Here is a 25583-nt window from a genome sequence, read left to right as displayed (position 1 = left end):
CCTCTTCTGTGGCACCGGATGAACGTAATTTCCCGATCGCTAAGACTACGCGTCGGCACGCTGGTTGGCACACCCGACCACCATGCCTACCTGCGCGGGTGGTGGTACGCGTGTGGAACATCATCGGGTGGTTCGCCACACGGTGGGCACACGACACGAGGCGACGCCCGGAAGTGATGTGGACACCACTGCCGGACGTCGCCTATGCGTTGATGATTCTCAAATGGGCGTTGGCCCGATTGTTAACCCAGAAGTTCGTGTTCAGACGTTGCCGGTGGTAGCAGCGAACGCGTCCGTGGGCTCCTCAAGAAGCTCTTGAGCACCCACGACCGCGAACAATCGTTTGATGAACTTGGTGGGGTTGGTGACGAAGACGGGTACGTCAACGTCCCGCGCGATGCGGTATGCGACAACGAGGGTTCCGATGCCGGTTGAATCCAGGACGGTGACCTTGGCGACATCCACCTTGATGTAGGCGACATCGTCGGCGCGAAGCACCTGGGAGATCTTTTCCCGGATCTGTGGTGCGGTGGCGTAGTCCACCTCACCATCCAGCGTCAGAACCATACCGCCGTCCGCAGTCGGACCGGTCTTGATCGACAGCGTCATCTGCGCCCTCATTGAGGTCGGTAGTCGGTGCCCTTGATCGGGCCTGGTGGCCCACGCGACACGGATGCGGGAGGCACCCGGGCGGGGAGTTTCAGCCTATCCGATCGAAACCGGCGGCGGGTAGCGCGATGAACACAAACGCGCGGATCACACCCTTCCGATCAAAGGAATTGCAGGTGACGTCGGTATGGGAGCGGAAAATTCCCAGGATCTTCCCAGGAGATACTCAGTGCGAACGCAAGGCTCACGACGGAGGATGGACCCATGGCGGTAACGGAAGAAGATCGGGAGGGCGAGGCGACGCTGCTGGTCGTCGAGGATGATCCGAACATCTGTGAGCTGCTGGCCACGAGCCTGGGGTACGCGGGGTTCACCGTTCACCGGGCCGAGGGCGGCGAGGAGGCGGTGCGCGCGGTGGCGCGGCACCGCCCGGACCTGGTCGTGCTGGATGTGATGCTGCCCGACTTCGACGGTTTCGAGGTGGCGCGCCGGATCCGGTCCGGCTCGGATCGGACGCCCATTGTGTACTTGACGGCGCGGGACGCCCTCGAGGACAAGGTGCGCGGCCTGACGCTGGGCGGGGACGACTACGTGACCAAGCCGTTCAGTCTCGAAGAGGTGATCGCGCGGATCCGCGCGGTGCTGCGGCGCAGCAAGGGGGACGCGCCGCCACCACCGCGGTTGCAGTACGCCGACCTGGAGCTGGACGAGGAGACCCACGAGGTCTGGCGGGGCGGCAACTCGGTGCAGCTGTCGCCCACGGAGTTCAAGCTGCTGCGGTACTTCATGGTCAACGCGGGCCGGGTGCTGTCCAAGGCACAGATCCTGGACCACGTGTGGCGCTACGACTTTCGGGGAGATGACGGCATTGTGGAGTCCTATGTGTCGTATTTGAGGCGCAAGATCGACAACACCGAGCCGCGGCTGATCCAGACGCTGCGCGGCATCGGCTACGTGCTGAGAACACCGTCGTGAGCCGGATGAGCATCGCCACCAGGTACCACCAGTGGTGGGAGCGCACACCGCTGCGGGTGCGGCTGGTCGCCGCCGTCCTGCTGCTGGTGACCGGTGCGCTGGTGCTCGTGAGTTTCGCGAACGTGACCGCGTTGCAGAGCTACATGACGACGCAGGTCGACGAGAACCTGAACAAGCAGTTCAGCCGCGAGGGGCTGGACGAGGTGGTCGCGTCGAAGATGAACGCGGTGCCCCCGGACTCCAAGACCACCAACTACGTCTTCTACTTCTCGTTCCGCAGCATCGAGGAGTTCATGGGGCGGCAGGACCTCAACGCGCCCAAACTGGACTACGACGACGTCGTGAAGCTGGGGGAGGGTTCGCACACCGTCACCGCGCAGGACGACAAGAAGCGCTGGCGACTGCTGGTGCGCGAGGCCACGATCGAGACCACCAACGAGAAGGGCTACGTCGTCGTCGGCACGCCCCTTGTGGACGTCGACAACACCGTCGCCCGGCTACTGTGGATCGACCTGCTCGTAGGTGCCGGGGTGCTGGCGGCGCTGGCGGCCGTGGGGGTCGCGCTGGTGCGGGCCAGTCTCTACCCGCTCAAGGAGATGGAGCACACCGCCACCGCGATCGCGGGAGGTGATCTCAGCCAGCGGGTTCCCGAACGGGATCCCCGCACCGAGGCCGGACGGCTCGGGCGGGTCTTCAACCAGATGCTGAGCCGCATCGAGACGGCCTTGGAGGCGCGCGAGAAATCCGAGAAGCGGGCGCTGGAGTCCGAGGAACGGATGCGGCGTTTCGTCGCCGACGCCAGCCACGAACTGCGGACTCCACTGACGACGGTGCGGGGCTTCGCCGAGCTGTACCGGCAGCGCGCCGACGTCGACCCCGTCGAGGTCGCCGGTCTGATGCGGCGCATCGAGGACGAGGCCACCCGGATGGGCCTGCTGGTGGAGGACCTGTTGCTGCTGGCCCGGCTGGACGCCGAGCGTCCGTTCCGGGACGCCCAGGTGGATCTGCTGACGATCTCGGTGGACACCGTCACCGCCGCCGAGGTGACCGCGCACGGTCGCCATATCGAACTGTCCACACAGGGTGGTCCGTTCCTGGTGCGCGGTGACGAACTGAGCCTGCGGCAGGTGCTGTCCAATCTGGTCTCCAACGCGTTGCGCTACACCCCGCCGGAGTCGCAGATCGAGGTGCGGCTGCGGTCCGACGACACCCACGTCGAGCTGGAGGTCGTCGACGACGGTCCCGGCATGACCGAGGAACAGGTGGAGCGGGTCTTCGAGCGGTTCTACCGGGCCGACAAGGCGCGCTCGCGCAACGCCGGTGGCACCGGACTGGGGCTGGCCATCGTGGCGGCGCTGGTCGACGCCCACAACGGCGAGGTGTCCGTGTGGTCGAAACCTGGCGAGGGCGCGAAGTTCACCGTCCGGCTGGCGCTGGATCCAGACGTGAGCGCCGAGCACGAGATCCCCGACGCCGACAGCTCCGAGACCGTCTAGACGGCTCGCGACCTCCGCGTTCGTCCCACCATTCGGGACACTTCCCGGCATGTTCCTGCCCGTCGAACACGGGCGCGAACTCGCTGCGTGACGCCGGGTTGACCGCCCAAACGCACAGGAAACTCTTAGCCATTCCCCAGCGGCCCCGAAGTCTGGCGGCCCATCCTGTAACACATGAACGATCATCACAGTGATCCCTCCGCATCGAAGCCGGACGACGCCTCGTCCCGGCCGGTGCCGCCACTGTCCGACTCCGAGTCGGCCGCGTCCGGCGCTGAGCCGACGCCGCAACAGCCGTCCGCCGCTGCCACGGCCGACGCGCACCAAACGTCCACTGAGGCCGACTCGGCGCTGGCCGCCGCTGGCGGCGACGTGAGCCCGTCGGCCACCGCCGGCGAGCCGCACGTGGGGGCCGGAGCCGACGCCGACCGCTCGGCTGCCGCTTCGGCTGAGCCGCAGGCGGGGGCCACAAGCGACTCCTCGGCCGAGCCGGGCGCGGGCGAGAGCCTGGCGCCGCACTGGCCCGAGCCGTCCCAGGCCGCCGCGCCTGAACCGGCCACACTGGCCACGCCGTCTCCGGCCGGGTTCGATGCCGGGGCGGCATCGGCACCTGCCGAGCCCGGCGCGGGCGACGGCCAGCCGTCCGCGCCGCCGCCGGGGCTGACGCCGCGGTCGGGGGCCGTCGAGCCGTCGCTGGGCACGGCCGAGAACAAGCCACCGCAGACCCCGACCGGCACCGAACCCGCCACACTGGCCGCCGCGTCCGGTCCCGCCGCCGGGCCGCGACCGCCGCAGGGACCCGGGCAGCGGCCGCCGATGCCGCCGGGCCTGACGCCACCGCCGCCGGGAGCGCCGCCGACCAGCTCGTTCGCCGCGCCGGGCGCGCCGCCGCCCGCGGGACCGCCGACGGGCCCGATCCCGGTGGGAGGCCCCGCCGGGCAACCCTTCGGGGGCCCCGCGATGGCGCCGCCGAAGAAGAAGAGCAAGGCGCCCGCGCTGGTCGCCGCCGCCCTGGTGCTCGCGCTGGGCGCGGGGACGGCGGGCGGTGTGGCCGGGTTCGCGCTGGCGGGACTCGGCGGGGGCGGCGACTCGTCCTCGCCCTCGGAGCAGGTCGCCAACGGCGACACCATCTCCGACATCGCCAAGAAGGTGCAGCCGTCGGTGGTGTCCATCGCCACCGAGAACGCCGGCGGCTCGGGCGTCGTCTACGACGACAAGGGCCACATCATCACCAACAACCACGTCGCCGAGACCGCCTCGGGCGGCAAGCTCGAGGTGACCTTCGCCGACGGCACCACCTCGCAGGCCAGCGTCGTGGGCACCGACCCGGCCGGTGACCTCGCGGTCATCAAGGTCGACGACGTCGACAACCTGACCCCGATCAAACTGGGCGACTCCGGGGCGCTGGACGTCGGCGACACCGTGCTGGCGATCGGCTCGCCGCTGGGCCTGGACGGCTCGGTGACCTCGGGCATCGTCTCGGCGCTGAACCGCACCGTGCAAGCCGGGGGCGGCGAGCAGGGCGGCAACGCCACCACACTCAACGGCCTGATCCAGACCGACGCGGCCATCAACCCGGGTAACTCCGGCGGCGCGCTGGTCAACGGCAAGGGCGAACTGATCGGCATCAACACCGTGATCGCCACGACCGGCTCATCGGAGGGGAGCGTCGGTCTTGGGTTCGCGATCCCGTCCGACACGGTCTCCTCCACGGTGGACCAGCTCATCGACGGCGGCGACATCGAACACGGCTACCTGGGCGTGAGCGTCGTCGACAACGTCGAGGGCTCCGAGGGCGCCGTCGTCAACAAGGTCGAGGACGGCAGCCCCGCCGACAAGGCGGGCCTGAAGCGCGGCGACGTCATCACCTCCATCGACGGTGAGAAGGTCGGCGGGGCGTCCGATGTGGGCGCCGTCGTCCAGGGCGCCAAGCCGGGCACCAAAGTAGACATCGAATACACCCGCAGCGGCAAGAGTGACTCCACATCGGCGGAACTCGGTTCGACATCGGGTGACTGAGACTTTTCTCTAGTTCTCTCCACAAGGGGTGTGGGGTGGACCGGTTCGGGCAAACCGGTCCACCCCACCGTATTTTTGTGTACGGGTTTCGCGGTCAGGACGACCAGGGGCGGTCGGCGAGGATGACCTTCTGCTGCCGCAGTCGCAGCCGGTCGGCGAAGCGGCGCTGGGCCGCCAGACGGCCGTGCACCAGCATCAGGGTCTGCGGCCGGGCCTCGGCGGCGATCTTGACCAGATCGTCCTCGGAGGCGTGCGCCCCCAGCCGGTAGTTGCCGATGTGGGCCGAGACCTCGATCGGTTCGTTCATGCCGGGCAGGTCGAACCGGCCGCCACCGGCGGCGGCCAGACCCAGCAGCCGGGAGCCCGGACTGTCGGCGTCCTGGTAACCGACCACCATCAGGCCCGACTCGGGTTCGGTGAGGATCTCGCGGGCCCAACCGACGGCGGGGCCGCCGGAGAGCATCCCCGAAGTGGCCACCACGACGCAGGGCCGTTTGTCGGCGATCTCGCGGCGGGTGCGGCCCGGCTCCACCGGGCGGACCCGGCCCGAGAACACCTGCACGCGTTCGCCGTCCGGGCCGTCGTGGCGGCGGTACGCGTGGCTGAGGTCGCGGGCCATACCGTCGACCAGGACCTCGGCGTCGGGCAGGTGACGGCCGCAGATCAGCGCGATCTCCTGGGCCCGGCCGAGCGCGAACGCGGGCACCAGCACCCGGCCACCGGCACCCAGGATCCGGTCCACATCGGAGACGAACTGGTCGATGACCGCCTCGCGGGGCGGCAGTTTCCCGGCCCCGGCGTAGGTCGATTCCAGTAGCAGCAGGTCGGCGCCTACGCCTGCGTCCGGCAGGTGCAGGCCACCGACGCTCAGCTGGCCCGGACCGGACACGTCGCCCGACACGACGACGCGCTGGTCCCCGGCGGTCACGACCACGCCGGTGGCGCCGATGATGTGCCCAGCGTCGAACAGCTCGAAGGACAGCGCCCCGACCCGGCGCGGATGCCCCACCGGCACGTCGATCAGCGCCGCCACCGCCGCGTCCACGTCGGACTGCTTGTAGGGCGGCAGCGGTCCGCCCGCCCAGGACTCGTCGGTGTCGGCCTTGAACGCCAGCACCTTCGCCGAGTCCGCCCACATGGTGCCCAGCAGGTCGCAGGTGGCCGTGGAGGCGAACACCGGCAGGTTCGGGAACCGGTTGACCAGCGCCGGAACCCAGCCCGCGTGGTCGTTGTGCGCATGGGTGACCACAATGGCGTCCGGGGGTTCGGCGTACACCTCGGCGATGTCGGCGGGGGCCAGCGAGTCCTCGTCCACACCGGAGGGACGGGTTCCGGCGTCGACGAGCAGCCGGGTGCCGCCGCCGGTGATCAGCACGCAGGAACCGCCGATCTCGGTGCCGCCGCCCAGCACCCGCACCGACACCGACAGGTCGGCGCCCACGCTGACCCGCGGCGCGGCGCGCTCGGCCTGCCGCAGCGCCTCGTCGCGTTCGGTCTGGACCCGGTCCATCCGGGCGTAGGCCACGTCGAGGTGCCGCCGCAGCTGTTCGAGTTCGCCGTCCAGATTGTCGATGGTGGACCGTAGTTCGGCGTTCTCGGCCGACAGTGTGGACACCTGGCCGTCGAGCCGGTCCCGCACCGCCCGCAGCTGGGTGATGCGCTGCTCCAGTCGCGCGGTGCGTTTGGTGTCGGCGTCGGGCCTCGCCGCCCGGCGCTGTGCCCGCAGCGCGCGGCGGTTCGCCCGCCGGGCCGCGTCCAGCAGCTTGCCCACCGCCGCGCAGGCCCGCTCGGACACCTCGGCGTCGGGCGACAGCAGTTCGGCGGCCAACGGTTCCCGCCCGCCGCCCAGCTGGTCGCGCAGCAGCCGCCGCAGTCCCGCCGAACCGCTCAGCAGCGGCAACAGACTGCGGGCACCGTCGATGCTGGCCGCGAGCCGCGCCGGATCGACCTCATCGTCCATTCTGGCCGTCGCGATCCTGGCGGTGGCGGCCAGAACCAGCCGCACCCCGGCGGGCAGTCCCAGGTCGTCGGCCTCGTTCATGCCGCGTCGTCCGGTGAGTCGGCGTGGTCGAGCACCCACTCGATCGACGGTTCCGGGCCGGTCAGCGGGTGGATGTGGTGCTGGAAACCCAGCGCCCGGTTCACCAGCAGCCACACCGCACGCGGCGGCGGGTGCGGGCCCTCCAGTTCCGCGCTGACGCCCTCGCGCAGCTTCTCGACCTGGTCGCCGAAGTCGGTGGCGCGCTGGAACCGGCGGTGGGCGTCGTGCTGGGCGTTGGCGCGGTCGACGATGGTGCGGTGGACGGCCAGCGTGCTGGTGCCGAGGTTGACCACCTCGTCGTAGGAGTCGACCAGGCTCTGCCGGGCCCCGGCCACGATGCGGGGCTTGCCCTTGTCGAACAGTTCCGACAGCGTCTCGTTGATGGAGCGCACCGCCCCGACCTTCGCCGCGTCGTCCACGAGCACCTGGAGTTTGCTGAACTCGGTGCTCTCCAGGCAGTCCAGCAGCGGACGCAACCGGCCGCCGGGTGTGAACCAGGCGCGGTAGACCTTGGTCGCCTTGTCGTACTTGAGGGTGCGGGTTCCGGCGGTCTCGCGGATCTGCCGGGCGCGGTAGCGGATCTTCGACAACCGGTACGACAGCAGTGCCTGCAACTGCAGGTCCGGGGCGTACAGCGAACCGCCGTTGCGGGTGAACTCGCCGATGAGGCGGCGCAGCGACACCAGGTGCGGCCAGTCGGCCAACTCGGGGACCTCGATGTCCAGCAGCTTGGTCGCGCCGCTGGCGGGGTCGAGCAGCGCCATGGGCAGCGCGCTGGCGGCCACGACCAGACGGCGACGCGGATCGGGGTCGAGGTGCGCGGCGACGTCCAAACGGGACAGGGTGGCGGCGTAGTCCTCGCTCATCGCGCCGCCGGGGTGCCGGGCCCAGCTGGCGGCGGTGACCAGCCGATGTTCCAGTTCGGCGGCCTCGGGGTCCTCGGGCGGCGCTTCGGCGGAAACCGTTGCCGCCGTGGCGGTTCCGGCTTGCCGCGATGGGATCGCGGGCTGTTCGTCGTCCTCGTCGTCCGTCGGGTCGGGTTCGTCGTCCTCGGCGCGCGAGGCCGACGACTCCCGGACGGGCGCGTGCTTGGCCGTCCCGGCCAGCGCGACCAGCCGGGCACCGGCCTCGCCGTGCAGAATCGAGTCCAGATCGGACAGATCGGACGGGTCGGAGGCGGCCTTGTCCGGTTCGGTCGTCACGACGGTCTCGGGGCGCCCGGTCGCGGCGGCCGACCTCGCCGCCGCCAGCTCCGCCGACGGGCTGGCCGTTTCCGGCGCCTCAGCCGGGACCGACCCGGTGCGCGGCGCCTCGGCCCGCTCACCCGGCACCGGCTCCAGCCGTTCCAGCGCCGCCGTCACGTCCGCGACGGTCTGCGGCACCGTCCCCAGCTTCGCCGACAGTTCCGCATCCGACAGGATCACCGTCAGGGCCCGGTCGATGTCGCTGCGGTTGGGTTTGACCTCCTCGCCCAGTACCCGGGCCGCGACGGTGGCCATGTTGCGCAACCGCAGACTCAGGTCGACGATGGAGCGCAGCTCGGTGATGCTCGGGGGTTCGCCGTTGATGATCCGCTGCGTCAGCGCTCGGCTGTCGGTGACGGCCGCCGCCCACTCGGCGACACTCGGCAGCGCCGCCAGGCCCGGATCACTGGGGGTGGTCAATGGATCGGGCCGGGCCACCGTGGGGCGCGGCTCCTCGGTCACCTCGACGTGGCGGGTCAGCGCGTCCTCGCGCTGCCGCACCAGCCGTTCCCGCTCCGCGGCGGCCTTGGCGCGCTGCCGCCGCATCTGCTCGATCTCGGCCTGCCGGACCCGGTTGTCCTCGCGCAGCAGCATCCGCAGTTCGGCGGCGGTGTTGGGCAGTTTGCGGTCCGGACGCGCCGCCAGGTACCGGCTCAGCGGGTTGGAGGAGGTGAGCCGGGAGTCGAAGACCTCCGGCAGTCGCGGGTACTGGGCCCGCAGGCTCTCGTACCGCTGCTTGATCTCGGGATAGCTGTGCGCCAGATAGGCGGCGGCCAGTCCGGCGTGCGAACAGTGCTGCCCGATCACCGCCACCAGGGTGATGTCCTCAAAGGAGTCCTCGCACCAGCGGTGCCAGGTCCGCAGTCCCCGAAACGTCGACTCGCTGTTGACGATCAGCGGCAGCGCCAGGTCCACCAGCTTCAACCGCAGCCCGGTCCACTGCGTCCGCCCGACGGTCGCGTCGTTGAACAGGTCGGCCGCCGGTGCCAGCAACCCGCCCAGCAGCATCGACTCGGCGGGCTTGTCCTCGGCTCGCAGCAGCGTCAGCACCTGGCTGGCCGCCCGCAGGCTCACCTTCGTGACCGGGATGTTGTGCGGCTCCAGCATCGCCTTGCGAACCTGCACGTCCAGACGCTGCAGGATCGTCCGCATCACCTCCGGCTTCATCTCCTCCAGGAGGGTGCGGGCCAGCGGGTTGAGGTCGAGGGTCTCGGCGAGGAGCTCGCCGTCGGGCCAGCCGTCCGGCCTGGGCGCGTGCTCGGCCACGTGATGACGGGACTGGGAACGCCGCTTGGCGCGGGCGCTACGCGGCCCGGAAGCTCTCATCGTCGTCCACCTCTTTCCGCCGCCGAACGGCGCAAGTGTATGCGCAGAGGTTAAGACAGGAGGAACGCCGCCGCTGTCACCACGCTGGCGATCAGGCACAGCATGAGCCCGGGCTTCGGATCGCGGGTGGGCAGCAGCGCGCGCCGGGCCCGCTTGGACTCCGGCAGCACCCGGGGCCGTCCGACGCTGCCGATGACGACGTACCCGACCGCGAAGGCCGCCAGCGGCGCGGCGGCGAAGATCCACGACGCCTTCACGAACCCCTGCGAGGCCACCGCCAGGCACTCCACCGCCACCGCGCCCAGCGCGCACAGCAGGTAGATCGTCAGGTGCCGCACCAGGGGCCGCTGGTTCGGCAGGAAGGACGGCATCCGCGCCAGCGACAGCGCCCGCTGCGCCGCCGCGTCGGCGGAGTCGGCCTCGCGTTCGCAGGAGCGGCACGCGGACTCAGGCTCGCGGGCGGTGCCGATGTCCTCGGGCGTGGGACGCAGCGGCGGCGCCTTGAAGTGCAGGGTCGTCGCCAGCTTCAGCAACTCCGCCTGCTGCACCAGCAGCCGGTCCTCCAGCCGCTCGATGCGATCGGCGGTCTCCTTCCAGGCGGTGTCCACCGTCCCGGCCGTCTCGGCGCGGGCCTCGGTCAGCTCGGTCAGCAGCCGCTCGTAGTCGATGGTGCTCACGTCAGATCGTCCTCAATGACCCACTGCCGGTTGGCGGCGAGCCTGCCGCACAGTTCGGTGATGAGTTCAGGCTCGGGTTCGGCGTCGACGCGCACCGGCAGCGGAATCCCCGCGACGGTGGCGCGGTCGCCGGACAGGCTGACATGCGTGGTGCGGGTGCCCGAGCGGTTCGGCCGGACGCGCGCGTCGGCGAGGACCAGGTGCAGTCGCGCCTCGGGGCCGGACGCGATCAGGTTCGCCAGCCGCGCCGTCACCGCGCCCGGTTCCGGCGGCAGCCCCGCGATCACGACCAGCCGTTCCGGCAGGTCGGCGGCGGCGCCCCCGCGTCGGCGGGCGTGGTCCAGGTGCGCCTCGGCGGTGTCGAGTACCCCGGCCAGCCCGATCTCGCCGGTGGCGACCTCCGGAGCCAGCCCCGCCTCGACCAGCGGCCCGAACGGCGCGAACACCTCGCCGTCCAGACAGCAGTCCACGAACGAGACGTTGAGGGTCTCCGACGGCCGGGCGGCCAACAGCCGCAGCGGCACCGACCGCAGCAGCGACATCGCCCGGGGATCGGTGGCGTCGGCGTCCACGGCCAGATGCCCGGTACCGAGCAGGTTGACCACGGCGGGGAACCGGTGGTCGTCGTCGAGACGGCACTCGCCGACCCGCACCGACAACGGCTGCGCCGCGTCGGCCTCACCCAACGGCACCCCGGGCATGGCACCGGTCAGCCGATGCCCCAGCCAACCGGGCGTCGCGGCCAACGCCGCCTGGGCCAACCGGGTCACCAGCGCGCGCTGCCGGTCGGTCACCGGTGCTTTGCCGTGCTTGGGAAGCAGGGCGCGGGCCCGCTCCAGGTGCCCGGCCGCCGCACGGTGCGCGGCCGTGGCCTCATCGAATTCCTTGCGAACCTTCACGCCGAAAGTCCTCTCCGGCCAACTCCCTGGCACGCATGACGATATCGAAGCTTCTAAAGTGTTATCCCATGCGGTACGTGGAATACGACCCGTCCCCAAAGGACAAACAAAGCACGGCGGAGATATCGATACGGGTGGCCGAATCCGAGGCGGATTTCGAGGCCTGCGCGGTGCTGTCGAACCGGTACATCCGGGAAGCGGATCTGGAGAGCTCCCGCGAGGACACCCAGCGCCACGCCGCCGGACGGGGCAACTCGGTCCTGATCGCCTGCCTGCCCGACGGCGAGATCGTCGGCTACGCCCGGGTCACCTGGGTGGGAGTGCCCCCCAAGGCCCCCGACAACGTCGCGCCCCCCGGTTTCTACCTCGGCGGTATGGCCGTGGCCGCCGAATACCGGCGCCGCGGTGTCGGCCGCCAGCTCACCGTCCACCGGATGAAGCTGCTGTCCCGGCTGGCCGACGAGGCCTGGTACATCGTCAACTCCAGCAACGAGGCGTCCATCGATCTGCACCTCGAACACGGCTTCCACGAGGCCACCCGCGAGTTCGTCTTCCCCGGCGACGTCTCCGACGGCCCCGGCACCATCCTGTGCCACGCCCCGCTGGGCCCCACGGCGTCGCGCTGTCCCGGCTGCCCGCCCGCCTGAGACGCACTTGAGGCTCCCCCCGCGACCGTGCAGTGGGGGGAGCCTCAAGCTTTTATGGCAGGTGAGTTGTGGTCCGTGTGGTTTAGCTGGCCGCGTACGGGTTGGCGGACTCGTTGCCCAGGCCAGCGCCCTCGTCGATCTCCGAGTCGGTGTAGGTCACGTCGTCGGCGACGCCGTCACCGTTGTTGTCGGTGAAGGTCGAGTCGGTGGCACCGTCCTGGTCCGCGTCGGAGGCGGTGGTGTCCGCGAAGCCGTCACCGTTGGTGTCGGCGGTCGAGGTGTCGGCGACGCCGTCGCCGGTGGTGTCGGTGTCAACCTGGTCGACGAATCCGTCGTAGTTGGTGTCGGACGAGGTCTGGTCGACCTGGCCGTCCTCGTTCAGGTCGGACTCGACGACGTCGACGTAGCCGTCGGCGTTGGAGTCGACCAGGTGCTGGTCAAAGGTCCCGTTGCCGTCGCTGTCGTAGTAGGCCGAACCGTCGTCGGTGATGACGCCGTCCACGGTGCCGTCGTTGTTGACGTCAACCGAGGTGCCGTCGTCGGTCTCCATGGTGTGGTCGGCGATGCCGTCACCGTTGAGGTCCACGTCGTCGTAGTCCAGGTTGTCTTCAGTTCCCGCGTCGTCCATCGAGGTGTCGTCAGCGAAGTCGTTCATTGTGATGCCTCTCCATGTGAAAGAACTCTGCGGCCCCGATGGCCGGTGTTCGTTACTGATACGAATCTAAAGGCTGTGCGGTGGGCAAACATCCCAAGTTTGTGCCACCTGGGGCACGAACCTCGAGCATTACACGCCGCGGTAACGAAACGATTCCGCTGTTCTCTCTAAACGGACGGGTTTTGGGTACGGGATGGTTGCCCCGAGTTGAAGTACGAGGTCAGCGGCTCCGATACCGGCGCCACCTCGCGCGCGGTCCCGCCCGCGCGCAGCGATTCCGTCGCGGCTACCCCGGCGGCGACCGAGTCGCGGGCCGCGACCGGCGAGGTGTCGGTGGCGCCGCCGTCGCGGACGAACCGCAGGAACTCGTCGATGAGCGCCGTGTCGGCACCTCCGTGCCCGCCGGTGGCCGTGGGGATCTCGATGGTCCGGTCGCCCTCGGCGTCGTAGCCGCGGCGGCCGGAGTTCCACACCCGCACCACGGCGTTGCCGCCGGTGTCGCCGAAGTTCTCCAGCCGTCCGGCGGTGCCGATGACGGTGTAGTTGCGCCAGTAGTCGGGGGTGTAGTGGCACTGCTGGTAACTGGCCTGCACGCCGTTGTCGAGGCGCATCAGCATCATCGACAGGTCCTCCACGTCGACGACCGGGTGCAGCCCGGTCTGCGACAGCGGCGGCCAGTTGCTGTCCGGGGCGTACCAGTCGTCGGGGCGTTGGCCGGGAGCCGATTGCCGGTCGGTGACGCGGTTGTAGACGCTGAGCTTGCCCATGGCGGTGACCTGCCGGGTCGACGCGCCCGCGAGCCAGTGAATGACGTCGATGTCGTGGGCGCCCTTCTGCAGCAGCAGCCCGGTGGTGTTGCGGCGGTCGGCGTGCCAGTCCTTGTAGTAGAAGTCGCCGCCGTGGCCGACGAAGTGGCGGCACCAGACCGCCTCGACCTCGCCGATCGCGCCGGAGGCGATGACCTCGCGCATCGTGCGGATCACCGGCATGTGGCGCATGTTGTGGCCGACGTACAGCCGGGTGCCGGTGCGGTGCGCGGTGTCCAGCAGCGTGTCGCAGTCGCCGATCGTGGTGGCCAGCGGCTTCTCCATGAACGTGGGCACCCCGGCGGTCAGCGCCCGCACACCCAGGTCGATGTGGGTGTGGTCGGGGGTGAGCACCAGGACGGCGTCGAGGTCGGCGTCCAGCAGTTCGTCGAAGTCGGCGACGGTGCGCACGTCGTCGCCGAAGTTGGCGCGGGCCCAGTCGTAGACGGCCGGGTCCGGGTCGCACACGGTGGTGACGCGGGCTCCGGAGCCGGGGCGGTGGGCTTCGACGGCCAGGGTCTTGCGCAGGCCGAGACCGGCCACGCCAATTCGAAGATCAGTCACCTGGCGAAGGCTAGCGCCGCCGGACGGCAATCGCTATCCGGCGGCGTTGGTGGGGTATCAGGTCACGCTGTCCAGCCGCCGCCGAGGCCGCGCGGCTATCCGGCCGCCGCTGGCGCGGCGCAGTGCTATCCGGCCGCCGCTGGCGCGGCGGTCAGCGCGGCTGGCGGTTTGCGGTCGGCCACCCAGGCGGCCAGCTCCAGGCGGTCGACCAGCACGACGCCGAGCTGCTGGGCCAGGGCGTCGTGGCGGGCTGCGGTCTTGAGGGGGTGCAGGTCGGCGTTGGTCACCAGGATCGCCGTGTCGGCCTTCCACCGGGCGTGGGCGTCGGCGCCCAGCGCCTGGATGTGCCTGGCGCCCCGGCGGCTGAGCGTGCCGTCGTCGGGCTTGGCGCGCACCATGACCCGCCGTGTGTCGGGGGCGGGGGCGGTGGCCACGAAGTTGCTGCCGAAGTCCCCGGAACGGCCCACGTAACGCACCTTGCGGAAGCCGTGGCTGAGCAGTTGCTGCCCGATCCAGGACTCGAACTGCGGCAGGTCCATGTCGTCGATGCTCTCCAGATGCCGTTCCAGTTCCCGGTTCTCGAGCCGGTCGGCCTGGGTCTGGTGCCGGCGGAACAGGACCGCCCCGACGGTAAGGCCCACAAGCAGGGTGAGTCCCACCACCAGGGTGAACCAGTTCGCGGCGATCCACGCGAATACGTACTTGACGACGGCGAAGCCGAGGATCAGCCCCACCAGCGCGATTACAGCCTTGGCCGGGGCAGACAGGTTACGCATCGCTGACTCCATTGAGTACTATTAATGCCGGGGCTCGTGTCGTCTAGGCGACGACAAGCATCAGTATGACGAGCCCCGTCAAGGAGTAACAATCGAGTGTCAGATTGTCGACCGGTCGCTGGAGTTGTTGCCCCACAACTGATAATCTGGAGGGCCGACTGCGAAACGCCGCCGAAGGCCGCGACGGCGATAATGTTCGGGTGTCGCATACCGATTCACCGGGAAAACTGCTCCTCATCGGCGCTCCATTGGGGAACACAGAGGATGCCTCGGTCCGTCTGGGCCGGGAACTGTCGGCCGCCGACGTCATCGCCGCCGAGGACACCCGTCGGCTGCGGCGGCTCGCCGACGAACTCGGGCTCGATATCTCCGGCGCTGTGACCTCGTATTTCGAAGGAAATGAGAAACAGCGCACACCTCAGCTGCTGGAACGCCTGAAAACCGGCGCGACTGTGGCGTTGATCACTGACGGCGGCATGCCCAGCGTCTCGGATCCGGGTTTCCGGTTGGTGCGCGCCGCCGTCGACGCCGGAATCCCGGTCACCTCGGTGCCGGGGCCCAGCGCCGTCACCACGGCGCTGGCGATCTCCGGGCTGCCCAGCGACCGGTTCTGCTTCGAGGGTTTCCTGCCCCGCAAGGACGGCGAACGCCGCACCCGGCTCACCGAACTGGCGGACGAACGTCGCACGCTGGTGTTCTTCGAGTCGCCGCGCCGCATCGACGCGTCCCTGGACGCGCTGGCCGAGGCGTTCGGCGGGGACCGGGCCGCGGTGCTGTGCCGCGAGCTCACCAAGACCTACGAGGAGATCCGGCGCGGCGGTCTGGCCGAACTCGCCGCCGGTGCCCGCGAGGATCCGCCGCGCGGCGAGATCACGCTCGTCGTCGCGGGCGCCAACCCGACCCGCGCCACCGACGCGGCCTCGCTGGCGGCGGCGGTGCGCGTCCTCGTCGACGACGGCGTCGACCGCAAGGAGGCCCTCAAACGGGTCGCGGTCGACCACGGCGTCCCCAAACGGGACGTCTACGACGCGGTACTGGCCGAGCGTTCTACAGATCGTCCCATTTGAACAGTTTCCAGGCCAGCGCCGCGAACACGACGGTGAAGGCCAGCAGCATCCCCATCGGCGCCAGCACGCTGGCGGGACCGTTGCCGCGCACCATCACCGACAGCAGGCCCTCGTTGATGTACGTCAACGGCGAGATCTTGGCGATGGTCTGCAGCCACACCGGCGACTGGTCGAGCGGGAAGAACGAACCCGACGCGAAGGCCATCGGCATCACGATCAGGTTGCCCAGTCCGCTGGCGCCCTCGGCGGTCTTGGCGATCGCGCCCACGACCATGCCGATCGACAGGAACGCCAGCGTTCCCACCAGCAGCACCGGGATCGCCATCCACCAGTAGCCGGTCAGCTGGAGCCCGAAGAACGGGATGCTGGCCACCGCGACGAAGATCCCCATCTGCACGATCGAGGTCACCATGCTGACGCCGACCCGGGCGCCGATCACCGAGGGGATCGGCACCGGCGCCAGCCGCAACCGGCGCAGGATCTTGTTCTTGCGCCAGTCCACGAGGGTCGCGGCGGCGCCGAAGACCCCGGAGATGGAGATCGCCCAGCCCAGCAGTCCCGGCGTCAGGTACTGGATCGTGGTCAGCGACTCGTCCTCGACCTTCTCGGGCTTGACCGCGTCGACCGGCACGTCCGGCGCGGCGGCCGTCAGTTTGTGCAGGTTGCCCGCGTCCACGACGCCGGAGATGCTGGCCTGGACGATCGCGGCGCGGGTCTGGTCGGCCGCCGAGTAGTAGACGTAGACGTCCTCGCCGTCCTGGCGGACCACCGCGTCGGCGTCGCCCTGTTCCACGGCGGCGATCGCGGCGTCCTGGTCGTTCGACTTGGTGACGTCGAACAGTTTCTCGTAGGCGTCGGGGTCGGCCTGCTTCATGCCGTCCAGGGCCTCGACCTTGCCGACCTGGATGATGGTGCTGGAGCTGGATCCGCTGTCGGAGAACAGCGCCCCGAAGATCACCAGGAACATCAGCGGGAACACGATGGTGAAGAAGACCGACACCTTGTCCCGCACGAAGCCCTTGAACAGCGCCTTGGACAGGCTTGCGAAACCCCTCACGCGCGGTACTCCCGTCCGGTCAGTTCGAGGAAGACGTCCTCCAGGGTCGCCCCCCGCACCCGCAGGCCGTCCAATGCGGACTGCTCGGCGAGCGCGGTGAGCACGGCGGAGGGTTCGTGGGTGGTGAAGCGCAGATCCATGCCGTCGTCGTCGACCTCGGCGACGCCGTCGGCGATGACCGCGGCCTGTTCCGCCGACAGGTGTCCACTTGACACGGAGATGTGGGTGGCGGCGTTGAGGTCGCGCACCAGGTTCGCGGGCGTGTCGACCTTGAGCACCTTGCCGTGGTCCATGATGGCCACCCGGTCGCACAGCGACTCGGCCTCGTCCATGTAGTGCGTCGTCAGCACGACGGTGCGTCCGGCGGAGTTGACCTGCCGCAACAGATCCCACAGGTTGCGGCGCGCCTGCGGGTCCAGCGCGGCGGTCGGTTCGTCCAGGAACACCAGCTCCGGATCGTGCACCAGGGCGCAGGCGATCGACAGCCGCTGCGCTTGCCCGCCGGACAGCTTCTCGATCCGGGTCGCGGCCTTCTCGGTGAGCCCCACCTGTTCCAGCATCTCGTCGGCGCGGCTGGCCGCCACCCCGTACAGGTCGGCGAAGGTGTGCAGCTGTTCGCGGGCCGTCAGCCGCTCGAAGAACGCGGTGGCCTGCAACTGGACGCCGACGCGGCGGCTGAGGTCGCGATCGTGCGGCCAGGGCGAGACACCCAGCAGGCTCACGGTGCCGTAATCGGGTTTGCGCAGCCCCTCGACGATCTCCACGGTGGTGGTCTTGCCCGCCCCGTTGGGGCCGAGGATGCCGAAGAACTCGCCGCTGGCGACCTCGAAGGAGACCCCGTCCACCGCGGCCAGGTCCCCGTACCGTTTCCGCAGATCCTGCGCGATGATCGCCGCGTCCATGGTCGCCGAGTCTACAGTGAGCGAAAACCGGCTCAGTTCTTGTCGCAGCCTTCCTTGGCCTTGCGCACCGTCACCGTGACGGTCGAACCGCGTTTGAGCTGCCGTCCGCCCGGCGGGTCCTGGCTGATGACCGAGCAGATGTTGTCGCCCTCGCCCTCGTAGATGATCGCCGGACGCAGGTCGGCGGCGGTCAGCGCGCTGCGGGCGTCCGCCTCGGTCTTGTTGATGACGTCGGGGACGGCCACCGTGTCGGGGACCGGCGAGGACGCCGAGGTCGAGGCCTCGTCGCTGGCGCTGCCGGAGTCCTTGGCGCCCGGCGACGGCGACTTCTTCTTTTTCTTGGACTTCTCCTTGGATCCGGAGTCGCCCTTGCCGCCGGGCTGCGCGTCGTCCTGCCCGCCGGGTGCGCCCGCCGAGCGGGAGGCCTCGTCGACGGCGCCGGGAAGGTTGCTGCTGATGTGATCCAGCGGCCACAGTGTCATCGTGGCGGTGCCCAGCAGCACGAGGATCAGCGCCGCGATGTACACGAGGTACTTGGTGCGGCGGCGTTTCGGCGGTTTCTGACCGCCGGTGGTCTCCTCCGGCGGCGTCGGCGGGGGAGGGGTCGGCGGCCCGGTGCGCTGCCGGGGCGCGTCGAAACCGATCTGGGGCAGCGGCGCGGCGGTGGCCGGGATCGGGGCGGCGGCCGCGACCGGCCCGGGCTGCCGCACCCGGGGGATCACCGTGGTGACGGCCCCGGCGAGTTCGGGCACCGGCGTCACCGGTTCGGCGGTGGCGCCGCGGCAGGCGTCGGCGAACTCACCGGCGGTCTGCCAGCGCGCGTGCGGTTCCTTGGCCATGGCGCGCAGGATCAGGTTGGGCACCGGCTGCGGCACGTCGGCGGGCAGCCGGGGCGGGACGTTGCGCAGGTGCGCCGACAGCACGCCCAGCGGCGTGTCGGCCTTGAACGGCGGATGCCCGGCCAGGCACTGGTGCGCCACGACGCCGAGCGAGTAGATGTCGGAGGCCGGTCCGAGCTTCTCGCCGGAGGCCTGTTCGGGGGACATGTAGGTGACCGTCCCCAGCACCACTCCGGTGGTGGTCATGGTCAGGTTCGTCTCGGTGCGGGCGATCCCGAAGTCCACCAGCACCACCCGGCCGTCCTCGCGCACCAGGATGTTGCCGGGCTTGACATCGCGGTGGATGATCCCGGAGCGGTGCGCGATCTCCAGCGAATCGGCCACTTGCGACACGATCCGCAGAGTGTCCTGAGTGTTCAGACGGCCCCAGCCCGCGAGCCGTCGCGACAGCGCCATCCCGTCCACGAACTGCATGACCAGGTAGGAGATGGTGCCGTTGGCGACGACCTCCTCGCCGAAGTCGTAGACGTCGACGATCCCGGGGCCCTCAAGAGTGGCGATGGCCTGTGCCTCGCGCAGAAACCGTTCCCGGAAGTTGCGTTCGTCGGCGAGCTTCGCCAGCAATACCTTCACGGCGACCGTCCGTCGCAGCAAGAGGTCCTCACCGCGCCACACATCGCCCATGCCGCCGCCGCCCACGCGTTCGAGCAGCTGGTACCTTCCCGCCAGCACGTCACCAGCGTGCAGCATGAGCCGTCAACCCCCTGTCGGTTCCGGTGTGGTCGCCATCTTCGAAAACACCGACGGTCAACCTGTCACAACGGTGACCGGTCGGTCACGGATAACCGCGGGTTTTCACACGTAAGGGACAACGAGCCGGACGCCGTTTCGGTGCGGTGTGAGGCGAAATCGCTCAGAATTCGAGTACGCCCAGCGGAACGCCGAGCCGGGAGGCCATTTCGGACAATTCGGCGTCGAAGTGCGCCTCGGCCTCCTGGATCACCGGCAGCTGCCCGAAGACCTCCATCGCGACCAGGCCGTACAGGCGCACCCAGTAGGAGTGGAACGCGTAGGCGAACTCGATCGGGGCCTCGATCCCGATCGCCTCGGCGCAGCGCTGCACCTCGGCCCGCAGCGCGTCGGTCATCGGCGGCAGGGCGGGCATCCTGATGGGGAAGCCGCGTTCCTCCTCGGGCTGCTGGAACACCCGGGTGATGAGGTGCCCGAACGTCTGTGAGAACCGCAGCATCGACGCGTAGGGCTCGGCCTCGGGGTCGATGTCGGCGGAGTGGCAGCCGGGTTTGGTGAGGACGGCGCCGGGAACCAGGCTGGCGAACATCAGGGCGAACTCGGGACGGTGTTCCACGGCCCAGGCGCGAAACGCGCGGGCGGCCACGACGAGTTTGGCCAGCTCGTTGTCGTGCTGCTGCGCCTGCGCCACAAGGAATTCCCGCAGTTCGTCGTACAGGTCGACGCACAGCCCCACGATCAGGGCCTCCAGGCTGGGGAAGTACCGGTACACCGCCGGGGCCGACAGTCCGACCTCCCGGGCGATACCCCGAAGTGAGATCCCGTTGGGCCCGTAGGCCACCAGCTGTGCCCGGGCGGCTGCCTTGATCTCGGCGGCGGTGGCATCGCGGCGTTTCTGCCGCCGGTCCCGAGCGTCAGTGGGCTGATTCACACAAGTCCTTTGTCCTGATATGTCCGATGTCCGAGTTGACGATGTGAACACCGTTCGCCATAGTTAACAGCGTTCGCTTCCAAGTCGAAACACCATGTTACAACCCTTCCAGAGGAGATGATCGAGTTGTTCGCAGGCTGGGGCCGCGCCGTAGTGAGACTGCGGTGGGCCATTCTGCTACTCGGCGCGGGAGTCATCGCGCTAGGAGCGACGTGGGGTGCCGGGGTATTCGACTCTCTGTCCGACGGCGGCTTCTACAACGACAAGTCCCCGAGCGCCAAGGCCGAGGACCACATCGAGGACGAGTTCGGCCGTCAGGACACCGACGTGGTGGCCCTGTACGAGTCGAAGGACGACAAGGTCACCGACGCCGACTTCGCCGAGTCCGTCACCGACGTCATCGCCGACGTCGAGGACCGTGACGAGGTCGAGAAGGTCTCCTCCTGCTACGCCGACAAGATCGTCGAGGGCGACCCCCGCACCGACCCCAAGGTGACCTGCGGCGAGATCGACGACGACCCCAACCCCTTCGTGTCCGACGACGACCACTCCACCTACGTGGCCATCACCCTCAACGGCGAGGACGACGCCGCCCGGGCCGAACAGTTCGAGGACATCCGCGACGACCTCAAGGCCGAGGGCCTGACCACGACGCTCGGCGGCCAGGCGGCGATATTCGACGACGTCAACACCCAGACCAAGGCCGACATGGTCACCGCCGAGACCTACTCGATGCCGATCCTGCTGGGCCTCATGATCATCATCTTCGGCAGCCTGGTCGCGGCCACCACCCCGCTGCTGGTGGGCGTGCTGGCGATCATGGGCGGCTTCATCATCACCCGCCTGCTCACCTACGTCACCGACGTGTCGGTGTTCGCGATCAACGTCATCACGATCATCGGCCTGGGCCTGGCCATCGACTACGCCCTGTTCGTCGTCAACCGGTTCCGCGAGGAACTCGACAACGGCCAGACCAAGAAGGACGCGGTGTCCCGCACCATGGCCACGGCGGGCCGCACCGTCATGGTCTCCGGCCTCACCATCATCCTGTCGCTGGCCGGACTGCTGCTGTTCCCGCTGCCGTTCCTGCACGGCATCGCCTACGGCGGCATGGCCGCGGTCGCGGTGGCCATGCTCGGCTCCCTGACCGTGCTGCCCGCCCTGCTCGCGGTGCTGGGCCACCGCGTCGACGCCGTCCGCATGCCCTGGCGCCGCAAGGGCAAGAAGGTCACCAAGGAACGCGGCGTCTGGTCGAAGATCGGCGGCAGCGTCATGCGCCGTCCCGCGCTCTACATCATCGGCGTCCTGGCGATCCTGGCCGTCTTGGCCAGCCCGTTCCTCAACGCCGCCTTCGGAACCGTCGACGAGAAGGTCCTCCCGTCGGGCACCGAGAGCCGCACCGTCACCGAGACGATGGAGAAGGACTTCCCCAACGGCAAGGACGGCACCCTGACGATCTTCGTCGACGGCGGGGGCGACGTCTCGCTGGCGCAGACCATAGAGGACGTCGAGGACCTCGACCTCGTCGAAGCGGTCACCCCCCTGGAGTCCAACCTCGACTCAGCGGTCCTGCAGGTCCGCTACGACGCCGACGCCCAAAGCCCCGAGGCCCGCGATCTCGCCGACGAGATCCTCGCCCTCGAACCTCCGACACAGGGCACGGTCGAGGTCACCGGCATGCCGGCCCAGCTCAACGACCAGTTCTCCGACATCGGCGAACGCCTCCCCTGGCTGGGCCTGTACGTCGCGGCGGTGACCCTGCTGCTGCTCTTCCTGGCCTTCGGCTCGATCCTGTTGCCGCTCAAAGCGATCCTGATGAACATCGTCTCCATCGGAGCGTCCTTCGGCGTCATCGTGTGGATCTTCCAGGAAGGCCACCTGTCCAACCTCCTGGGCTTCACCCCCTCGGGCTACCTGGAACCGTCCAACCTGTTGCTCATGGTCGTCCTCCTGTTCGGACTCTCCACCGACTACGAGGTCTTCCTACTGTCCCGGGTCCGCGAGGAATGGGACCGCACCGGTGACAACACCGCCTCGGTGCTCACCGGACTCCAGCGCACCGGCGGCATCATCACCTCCGCCGCCCTCCTGCTGATCGTCGTCGTGGTCTCCTTCGCCATGGGAGGCATCGTCTTCCTGAAGATGATCGGCATCGGCATGGCGGTGGCGATCTTCGTCGACGCGACCCTGGTCCGCATGCTCCTGGTCCCCGCGACCATGCGCATCCTGGGGCGCGCCAACTGGTGGGCACCCCGGTTTCTCGGCATCTTCTACGCGAAGTACGGCGTGAAGGAAGGCGAAGACCCCGAACCCGCCCCCGAGCGCGAACTGGTGGGCGCCGGAAAGTAACCGCCCCCTCTTCAACGGGCCGAGGCTGTACGCCTCGGCCCGTTTTCACGTCCCCACCATCCCCGGTCTTCAGTGGTTTGTCGCAAGTGCACCATCCTTTCGGCCGACGCGCGCCAACCGTACGCCTGTAACGCTGAGAACAGATTGACATTCCTCGATAGCAACCCCCTATCGCCCCCGGCAAGGAATACCCCATGCGCCCCACACTCCGCCCTGCCCTGCTCACAGCGGCTCTACTCACCGGCTCCTACCTCCTCCTGGCCGCCCCAGCGTCCGCCCACGAACCCACCGCCATCCCCGACGGCTACTACGACGCCGTCGACGGCCTCACCGGCGAAGCCCTCAAGTCCGGCCTCAACGACATCATCAGCGGCAACGACCAACTCTCCTACAGCGAAGCCAAAGAGGCCCTCAAGGAAACCGACGCCGACCCGTCCGACCCCAGCAAAGTCGTCCTCATCTACAACGGCACCTCCGTCCCCGCGTCCAGCAGCGACTGGAACCGCGAACACGTATGGGCCAAGAGCCACGGCGACTTCGGCACCACCATCGGACCCGGCACCGACATCCACCACCTCCGCCCCGCCAACCCGGTCGTCAACTCCACCCGCAACAACCTCGACTTCGACAACGGCGGCAAAGAAGTCACCCAAGCCCCGGGCAACTTCTACGACTCCGACTCCTTCGAACCCCGCGACGCCGACAAGGGCGACGTGGCCCGCATGATCCTCTACATGGCGGTCCGCTACGAAGGCGAAGACGCCTTCGCCAACCTCGAACCCAACGACAAGGTCGAGAACAACTCCGCCCCGTTCCACGGCCGCCTGTCCGTCCTCAAAGAATGGTCGGCCCAAGACCCACCCTCAACCTTCGAGAAGAACCGCAACGAGGTCATCTACTCCAAGTACCAACACAACCGCAACCCCTTCATCGACCACCCCGAATGGGTCAACACCATCTGGGGCGGCACCCCCACCGACCCACCCACCTGCGACCCGGCCACCAACGCCAACCCCGTCACGTTGCGGGACAACGCCATCGTCACCAGCGACATCACCGTCTCCGGCTGCACCGGCAACGCCTCAACCACCAGCCAAACAACCGTCGACATCACCCACCCCAACCGAGGCGAACTGTCGATCTACCTCTACGCCCCCGACGGCACCTACTACGTCCTCAAACGCACCGGAGACTCCGGCGCCGACCTCAAACACACCTACACGGTCGACCTCGACACCGAACCGGCCAACGGAACCTGGCGCCTGAGCGTCAAGGACTACGCGACGGGCAACACCGGCACCATCAACTCCTGGACCCTCAACCTCGGTTAACACCCGTGGGGGTGAGCCGCCTGTCTCACCCCCACACCTCACCCCTCCCGCAACAACTTGCGCAACACATCGGTGTCGTTGTCCAGCAACGGACGCTGAAGCGCGATCAACTTACCCGGTGGATCGAGCCCGAGCTCCCCATATGTCATCCGGCACCTGTTGAATGTGGACAAGCTCTGCTGAATATCCCCGCCGATGGCGGGACCGGTGATGAGCAGGCGCCACAACGGTTCCCGGAACGGAAAGCTCTCCAACTCATCGGCGAGGTCCCGAAGCAGCGCGGCAGGGCGATCCGACAGCAACTGAACCGTGCACTGGGTCTCCAAAAGCGAGAGTCGCAGTCGCCGAACTCGCTCGCGATGCTCGTCGAACCAGGCCGTTGACGGCAGGTCGACACCGATGTCGCCGCTGAAATAACCCAACGCGTGACGGCAGCGTTCCTCCACCTGTGACAGTCGCTGTGGCTGGCCGCGAAGGTATTCGATCGCCGAGTTCAGAAGATCTTGTGCCCACAGCACATCGATCTCGTCATCGGAGGCGTCAAGACGGACTCCGCCCCCGTCGCCACCACTGGATCGCGAACCTCGTATGACAGTCAGGCGCTGTGACAGGCCAGGTTGAGCAGACTCAAGATCCTTGCGCAGCAGTGAAAGCTGAGTGCGGAGGTTGGATCGGGCGGACCTTGTCGGTTCCGTCCACAGGCAGTCGAGAAGGCGCTCGAAGGCAATCGTGTGGTTGGGGCGGGTGGCCAGCGAGACGAGAAGTCCGCGACGAAGGTGAGTTGCGGGAGTGATCGCGCGGACATCGCCGTCCAGGTGAACCGGGCCCAGCAACCTGAAACGAGGTGCCATGAATTCCTCCCGTGGGCAAGCTGAAACACCGTGCGCGCCAGGCTATAGCGGTGTGTCAACAGGAGCAGGACAGTCCCCATGCGATTGTCATGCGTTGATCATGCATTAGCTGCCTACGTTGGTTGAAGTTCTCCCCGGGGAGAACTTCAACGGGATTAATCCAAGGAATCGGTTCGGGGAACCATCCTTCGAGAATGACGGAAAGGTGCATTCGCATGCGCAAAACCATTAGGGCGGTAGCGGTGACCACTCTCGCCGCGCTCGGCACCGTCGGGTTGCTGTCGACTCCGGCGGCGGCCGATGACGGACCATCGCCTCGGGGCTCGGACGAGAAGATCAATGTGTACACGTACACGTTCGGGGAACCGGATTACGCCGGGTACGTGGAATTCAAGCACGCGGACGACAAGTTCTATCTCTACCGCCAGAAGTCGGCCGGAAACCGAATCTACCTGGAGTACGCGAGAAAGGGATCCCCCAGCTTCAGCACCCTGGTGGGGCCGTATGAGGAGGGAGCCACGGACGTGCACGACCTCAACCTCACCGAGGGGAAGGTCTACAAGTTCCGCGGCTGCATACAGCTCGACTACGAAGAGGACGACTGCTCGGGATACCAGCACTTCACTGCCTGATCCCATGGGGCGCGTGACCGGTACTCATGGGGTTGCGCGCCCTTGGCCGTGCGTGAAAGCTCGGCCGTCGGGTGAGCGAGGCCAATGTACAGTCTCGTGCACGCAAATAGATGAGTGACGATCCCGTCACGAGGAATACG

The 25583-nt window shown here is 68.6% G+C and carries 21 protein-coding genes and 1 pseudogene; 9 read left to right on the top strand and 13 right to left on the bottom strand.

Features of this window, described 5'->3' with window-relative positions:
* Positions 1 to 261: 261 nt before the first annotated feature.
* Complete coding sequence (locus SNAS_RS25445; RefSeq protein WP_013020351.1) at positions 262 to 609, bottom strand: STAS domain-containing protein; 348 nt, start codon at positions 607 to 609, stop codon at positions 262 to 264.
* Positions 610 to 873: 264 nt separating this feature from the next.
* Here SNAS_RS25445 and SNAS_RS25440 point away from each other — a divergent pair, with 264 nt between their 5' ends.
* The 3 genes from SNAS_RS25440 (at position 874) to SNAS_RS25430 (ending at position 5099) form a co-directional block, all read left to right on the top strand.
* Positions 874 to 1584, top strand: a complete 711-nt coding sequence (locus SNAS_RS25440) for a response regulator transcription factor (protein ID WP_013020350.1) — start codon at positions 874 to 876, stop codon at positions 1582 to 1584.
* A gap of 5 nt (positions 1585 to 1589) precedes the next feature.
* Complete coding sequence (locus SNAS_RS25435) at positions 1590 to 3080, top strand: sensor histidine kinase (RefSeq protein ID WP_013020349.1); 1491 nt, start codon at positions 1590 to 1592, stop codon at positions 3078 to 3080.
* Between the two features lie 174 nt (positions 3081 to 3254).
* On the top strand, positions 3255 to 5099 hold the full coding sequence (locus tag SNAS_RS25430) for a trypsin-like peptidase domain-containing protein (RefSeq protein ID WP_013020348.1): 1845 nt from the start codon (positions 3255 to 3257) through the stop codon (positions 5097 to 5099).
* Between the two features lie 94 nt (positions 5100 to 5193).
* Here SNAS_RS25430 and SNAS_RS25425 read toward each other — a convergent pair whose 3' ends face one another.
* Genes SNAS_RS25425 through SNAS_RS25410 form a run of 4 tightly spaced genes read right to left on the bottom strand, consistent with a single transcriptional unit; the run spans position 5194 to position 11286 of the window.
* Entirely contained in the window at positions 5194 to 7140 is a 1947-nt protein-coding gene (locus tag SNAS_RS25425) for an MBL fold metallo-hydrolase (protein WP_041625174.1), read from the bottom strand.
* Positions 7137 to 9710 (bottom strand): serine/threonine-protein kinase, encoded by a 2574-nt coding sequence (locus SNAS_RS25420; RefSeq protein WP_013020346.1) that lies wholly within the window; start codon positions 9708 to 9710, stop codon positions 7137 to 7139. Before SNAS_RS25420 ends, SNAS_RS25425 begins: the two co-directional genes overlap by 4 nt.
* A 50-nt stretch (positions 9711 to 9760) precedes the next feature.
* Positions 9761 to 10387: a hypothetical protein gene (locus SNAS_RS25415; RefSeq protein WP_013020345.1), complete on the bottom strand. Its 627-nt coding sequence runs from the start codon at positions 10385 to 10387 to the stop codon at positions 9761 to 9763.
* A complete protein-coding gene (locus SNAS_RS25410) occupies positions 10384 to 11286 on the bottom strand; it encodes a hypothetical protein (RefSeq protein ID WP_013020344.1) in 903 nt (300 codons plus the stop codon). Before SNAS_RS25410 ends, SNAS_RS25415 begins: the two co-directional genes overlap by 4 nt.
* 68 nt (positions 11287 to 11354) lie before the next feature.
* Here SNAS_RS25410 and SNAS_RS33250 point away from each other — a divergent pair, with 68 nt between their 5' ends.
* A complete protein-coding gene (locus SNAS_RS33250; protein ID WP_052305139.1) occupies positions 11355 to 11933 on the top strand; it encodes a GNAT family N-acetyltransferase in 579 nt (192 codons plus the stop codon).
* Between the two features lie 82 nt (positions 11934 to 12015).
* On the opposite strand, the gene SNAS_RS33245 is transcribed toward SNAS_RS33250, so the two are convergent.
* From SNAS_RS33245 to SNAS_RS25390, 3 genes are all read right to left on the bottom strand, one after another.
* The gene (locus SNAS_RS33245) at positions 12016 to 12588 is read right to left on the bottom strand and encodes a hypothetical protein (RefSeq protein ID WP_013020342.1); all 573 of its coding nucleotides are present in this window, start codon (positions 12586 to 12588) and stop codon (positions 12016 to 12018) included.
* Positions 12589 to 12755: 167 nt separating this feature from the next.
* Entirely contained in the window at positions 12756 to 13958 is a 1203-nt protein-coding gene (locus SNAS_RS25395; protein WP_041625172.1) for a Gfo/Idh/MocA family protein, read from the bottom strand.
* 125 nt (positions 13959 to 14083) lie between these two features.
* Complete coding sequence (locus tag SNAS_RS25390) at positions 14084 to 14734, bottom strand: restriction endonuclease (RefSeq protein ID WP_013020340.1); 651 nt, start codon at positions 14732 to 14734, stop codon at positions 14084 to 14086.
* Positions 14735 to 14934: 200 nt separating this feature from the next.
* On the opposite strand from SNAS_RS25390, the gene rsmI reads away from it, so the two are divergent.
* Entirely contained in the window at positions 14935 to 15801 is an 867-nt protein-coding gene (rsmI, locus tag SNAS_RS25385; protein WP_013020339.1) for a 16S rRNA (cytidine(1402)-2'-O)-methyltransferase, read from the top strand.
* Here the strand turns inward: rsmI and SNAS_RS25380 are convergent.
* From SNAS_RS25380 to SNAS_RS25365, 4 genes are all read right to left on the bottom strand, one after another.
* Positions 15782 to 16858 carry an ABC transporter permease gene (locus SNAS_RS25380; RefSeq protein WP_013020338.1) on the bottom strand — a complete coding sequence of 359 codons (1077 nt, stop codon included), beginning with the start codon at positions 16856 to 16858 and terminating at the stop codon, positions 15782 to 15784. The genes rsmI and SNAS_RS25380 overlap by 20 nt on opposite strands.
* A complete protein-coding gene (locus tag SNAS_RS25375; protein WP_013020337.1) occupies positions 16855 to 17760 on the bottom strand; it encodes an ABC transporter ATP-binding protein in 906 nt (301 codons plus the stop codon). Before SNAS_RS25375 ends, SNAS_RS25380 begins: the two co-directional genes overlap by 4 nt.
* A 32-nt stretch (positions 17761 to 17792) precedes the next feature.
* Positions 17793 to 19349: a protein kinase domain-containing protein gene (locus SNAS_RS33240; RefSeq protein WP_013020336.1), complete on the bottom strand. Its 1557-nt coding sequence runs from the start codon at positions 19347 to 19349 to the stop codon at positions 17793 to 17795.
* A 163-nt stretch (positions 19350 to 19512) separates the two neighbouring features.
* Positions 19513 to 20280 (bottom strand): TetR/AcrR family transcriptional regulator, encoded by a 768-nt coding sequence (locus SNAS_RS25365; protein WP_013020335.1) that lies wholly within the window; start codon positions 20278 to 20280, stop codon positions 19513 to 19515.
* A 117-nt stretch (positions 20281 to 20397) separates the two neighbouring features.
* Between SNAS_RS25365 and SNAS_RS25360 the strand changes: the two genes are divergently transcribed.
* From SNAS_RS25360 to SNAS_RS37795, 3 genes and pseudogenes are all read left to right on the top strand, one after another.
* Complete coding sequence (locus tag SNAS_RS25360; protein ID WP_211207242.1) at positions 20398 to 22629, top strand: MMPL family transporter; 2232 nt, start codon at positions 20398 to 20400, stop codon at positions 22627 to 22629.
* A 194-nt stretch (positions 22630 to 22823) separates the two neighbouring features.
* A pseudogene (locus tag SNAS_RS25355) lies at positions 22824 to 23591 on the top strand (endonuclease I family protein); the annotation flags it as partial.
* Positions 23592 to 23651: 60 nt separating this feature from the next.
* The gene (locus SNAS_RS37795) at positions 23652 to 23960 is read left to right on the top strand and encodes a proprotein convertase P-domain-containing protein (protein WP_425281054.1); all 309 of its coding nucleotides are present in this window, start codon (positions 23652 to 23654) and stop codon (positions 23958 to 23960) included.
* 38 nt (positions 23961 to 23998) lie between these two features.
* On the opposite strand, the gene SNAS_RS34425 is transcribed toward SNAS_RS37795, so the two are convergent.
* On the bottom strand, positions 23999 to 24811 hold the full coding sequence (locus SNAS_RS34425; RefSeq protein ID WP_013020332.1) for an AfsR/SARP family transcriptional regulator: 813 nt from the start codon (positions 24809 to 24811) through the stop codon (positions 23999 to 24001).
* Between the two features lie 215 nt (positions 24812 to 25026).
* Here SNAS_RS34425 and SNAS_RS25345 point away from each other — a divergent pair, with 215 nt between their 5' ends.
* Entirely contained in the window at positions 25027 to 25443 is a 417-nt protein-coding gene (locus tag SNAS_RS25345) for a hypothetical protein (protein ID WP_013020331.1), read from the top strand.
* The last annotated feature ends 140 nt before the right edge of the window (positions 25444 to 25583 follow it).

The organism is Stackebrandtia nassauensis DSM 44728 (assembly GCF_000024545.1).
GTDB classification, from domain to species: domain Bacteria; phylum Actinomycetota; class Actinomycetes; order Mycobacteriales; family Micromonosporaceae; genus Stackebrandtia; species Stackebrandtia nassauensis.
Note: the sequence above shows the minus strand (reverse complement) of the source record. Positions and strands in the feature narration are given on the sequence as shown.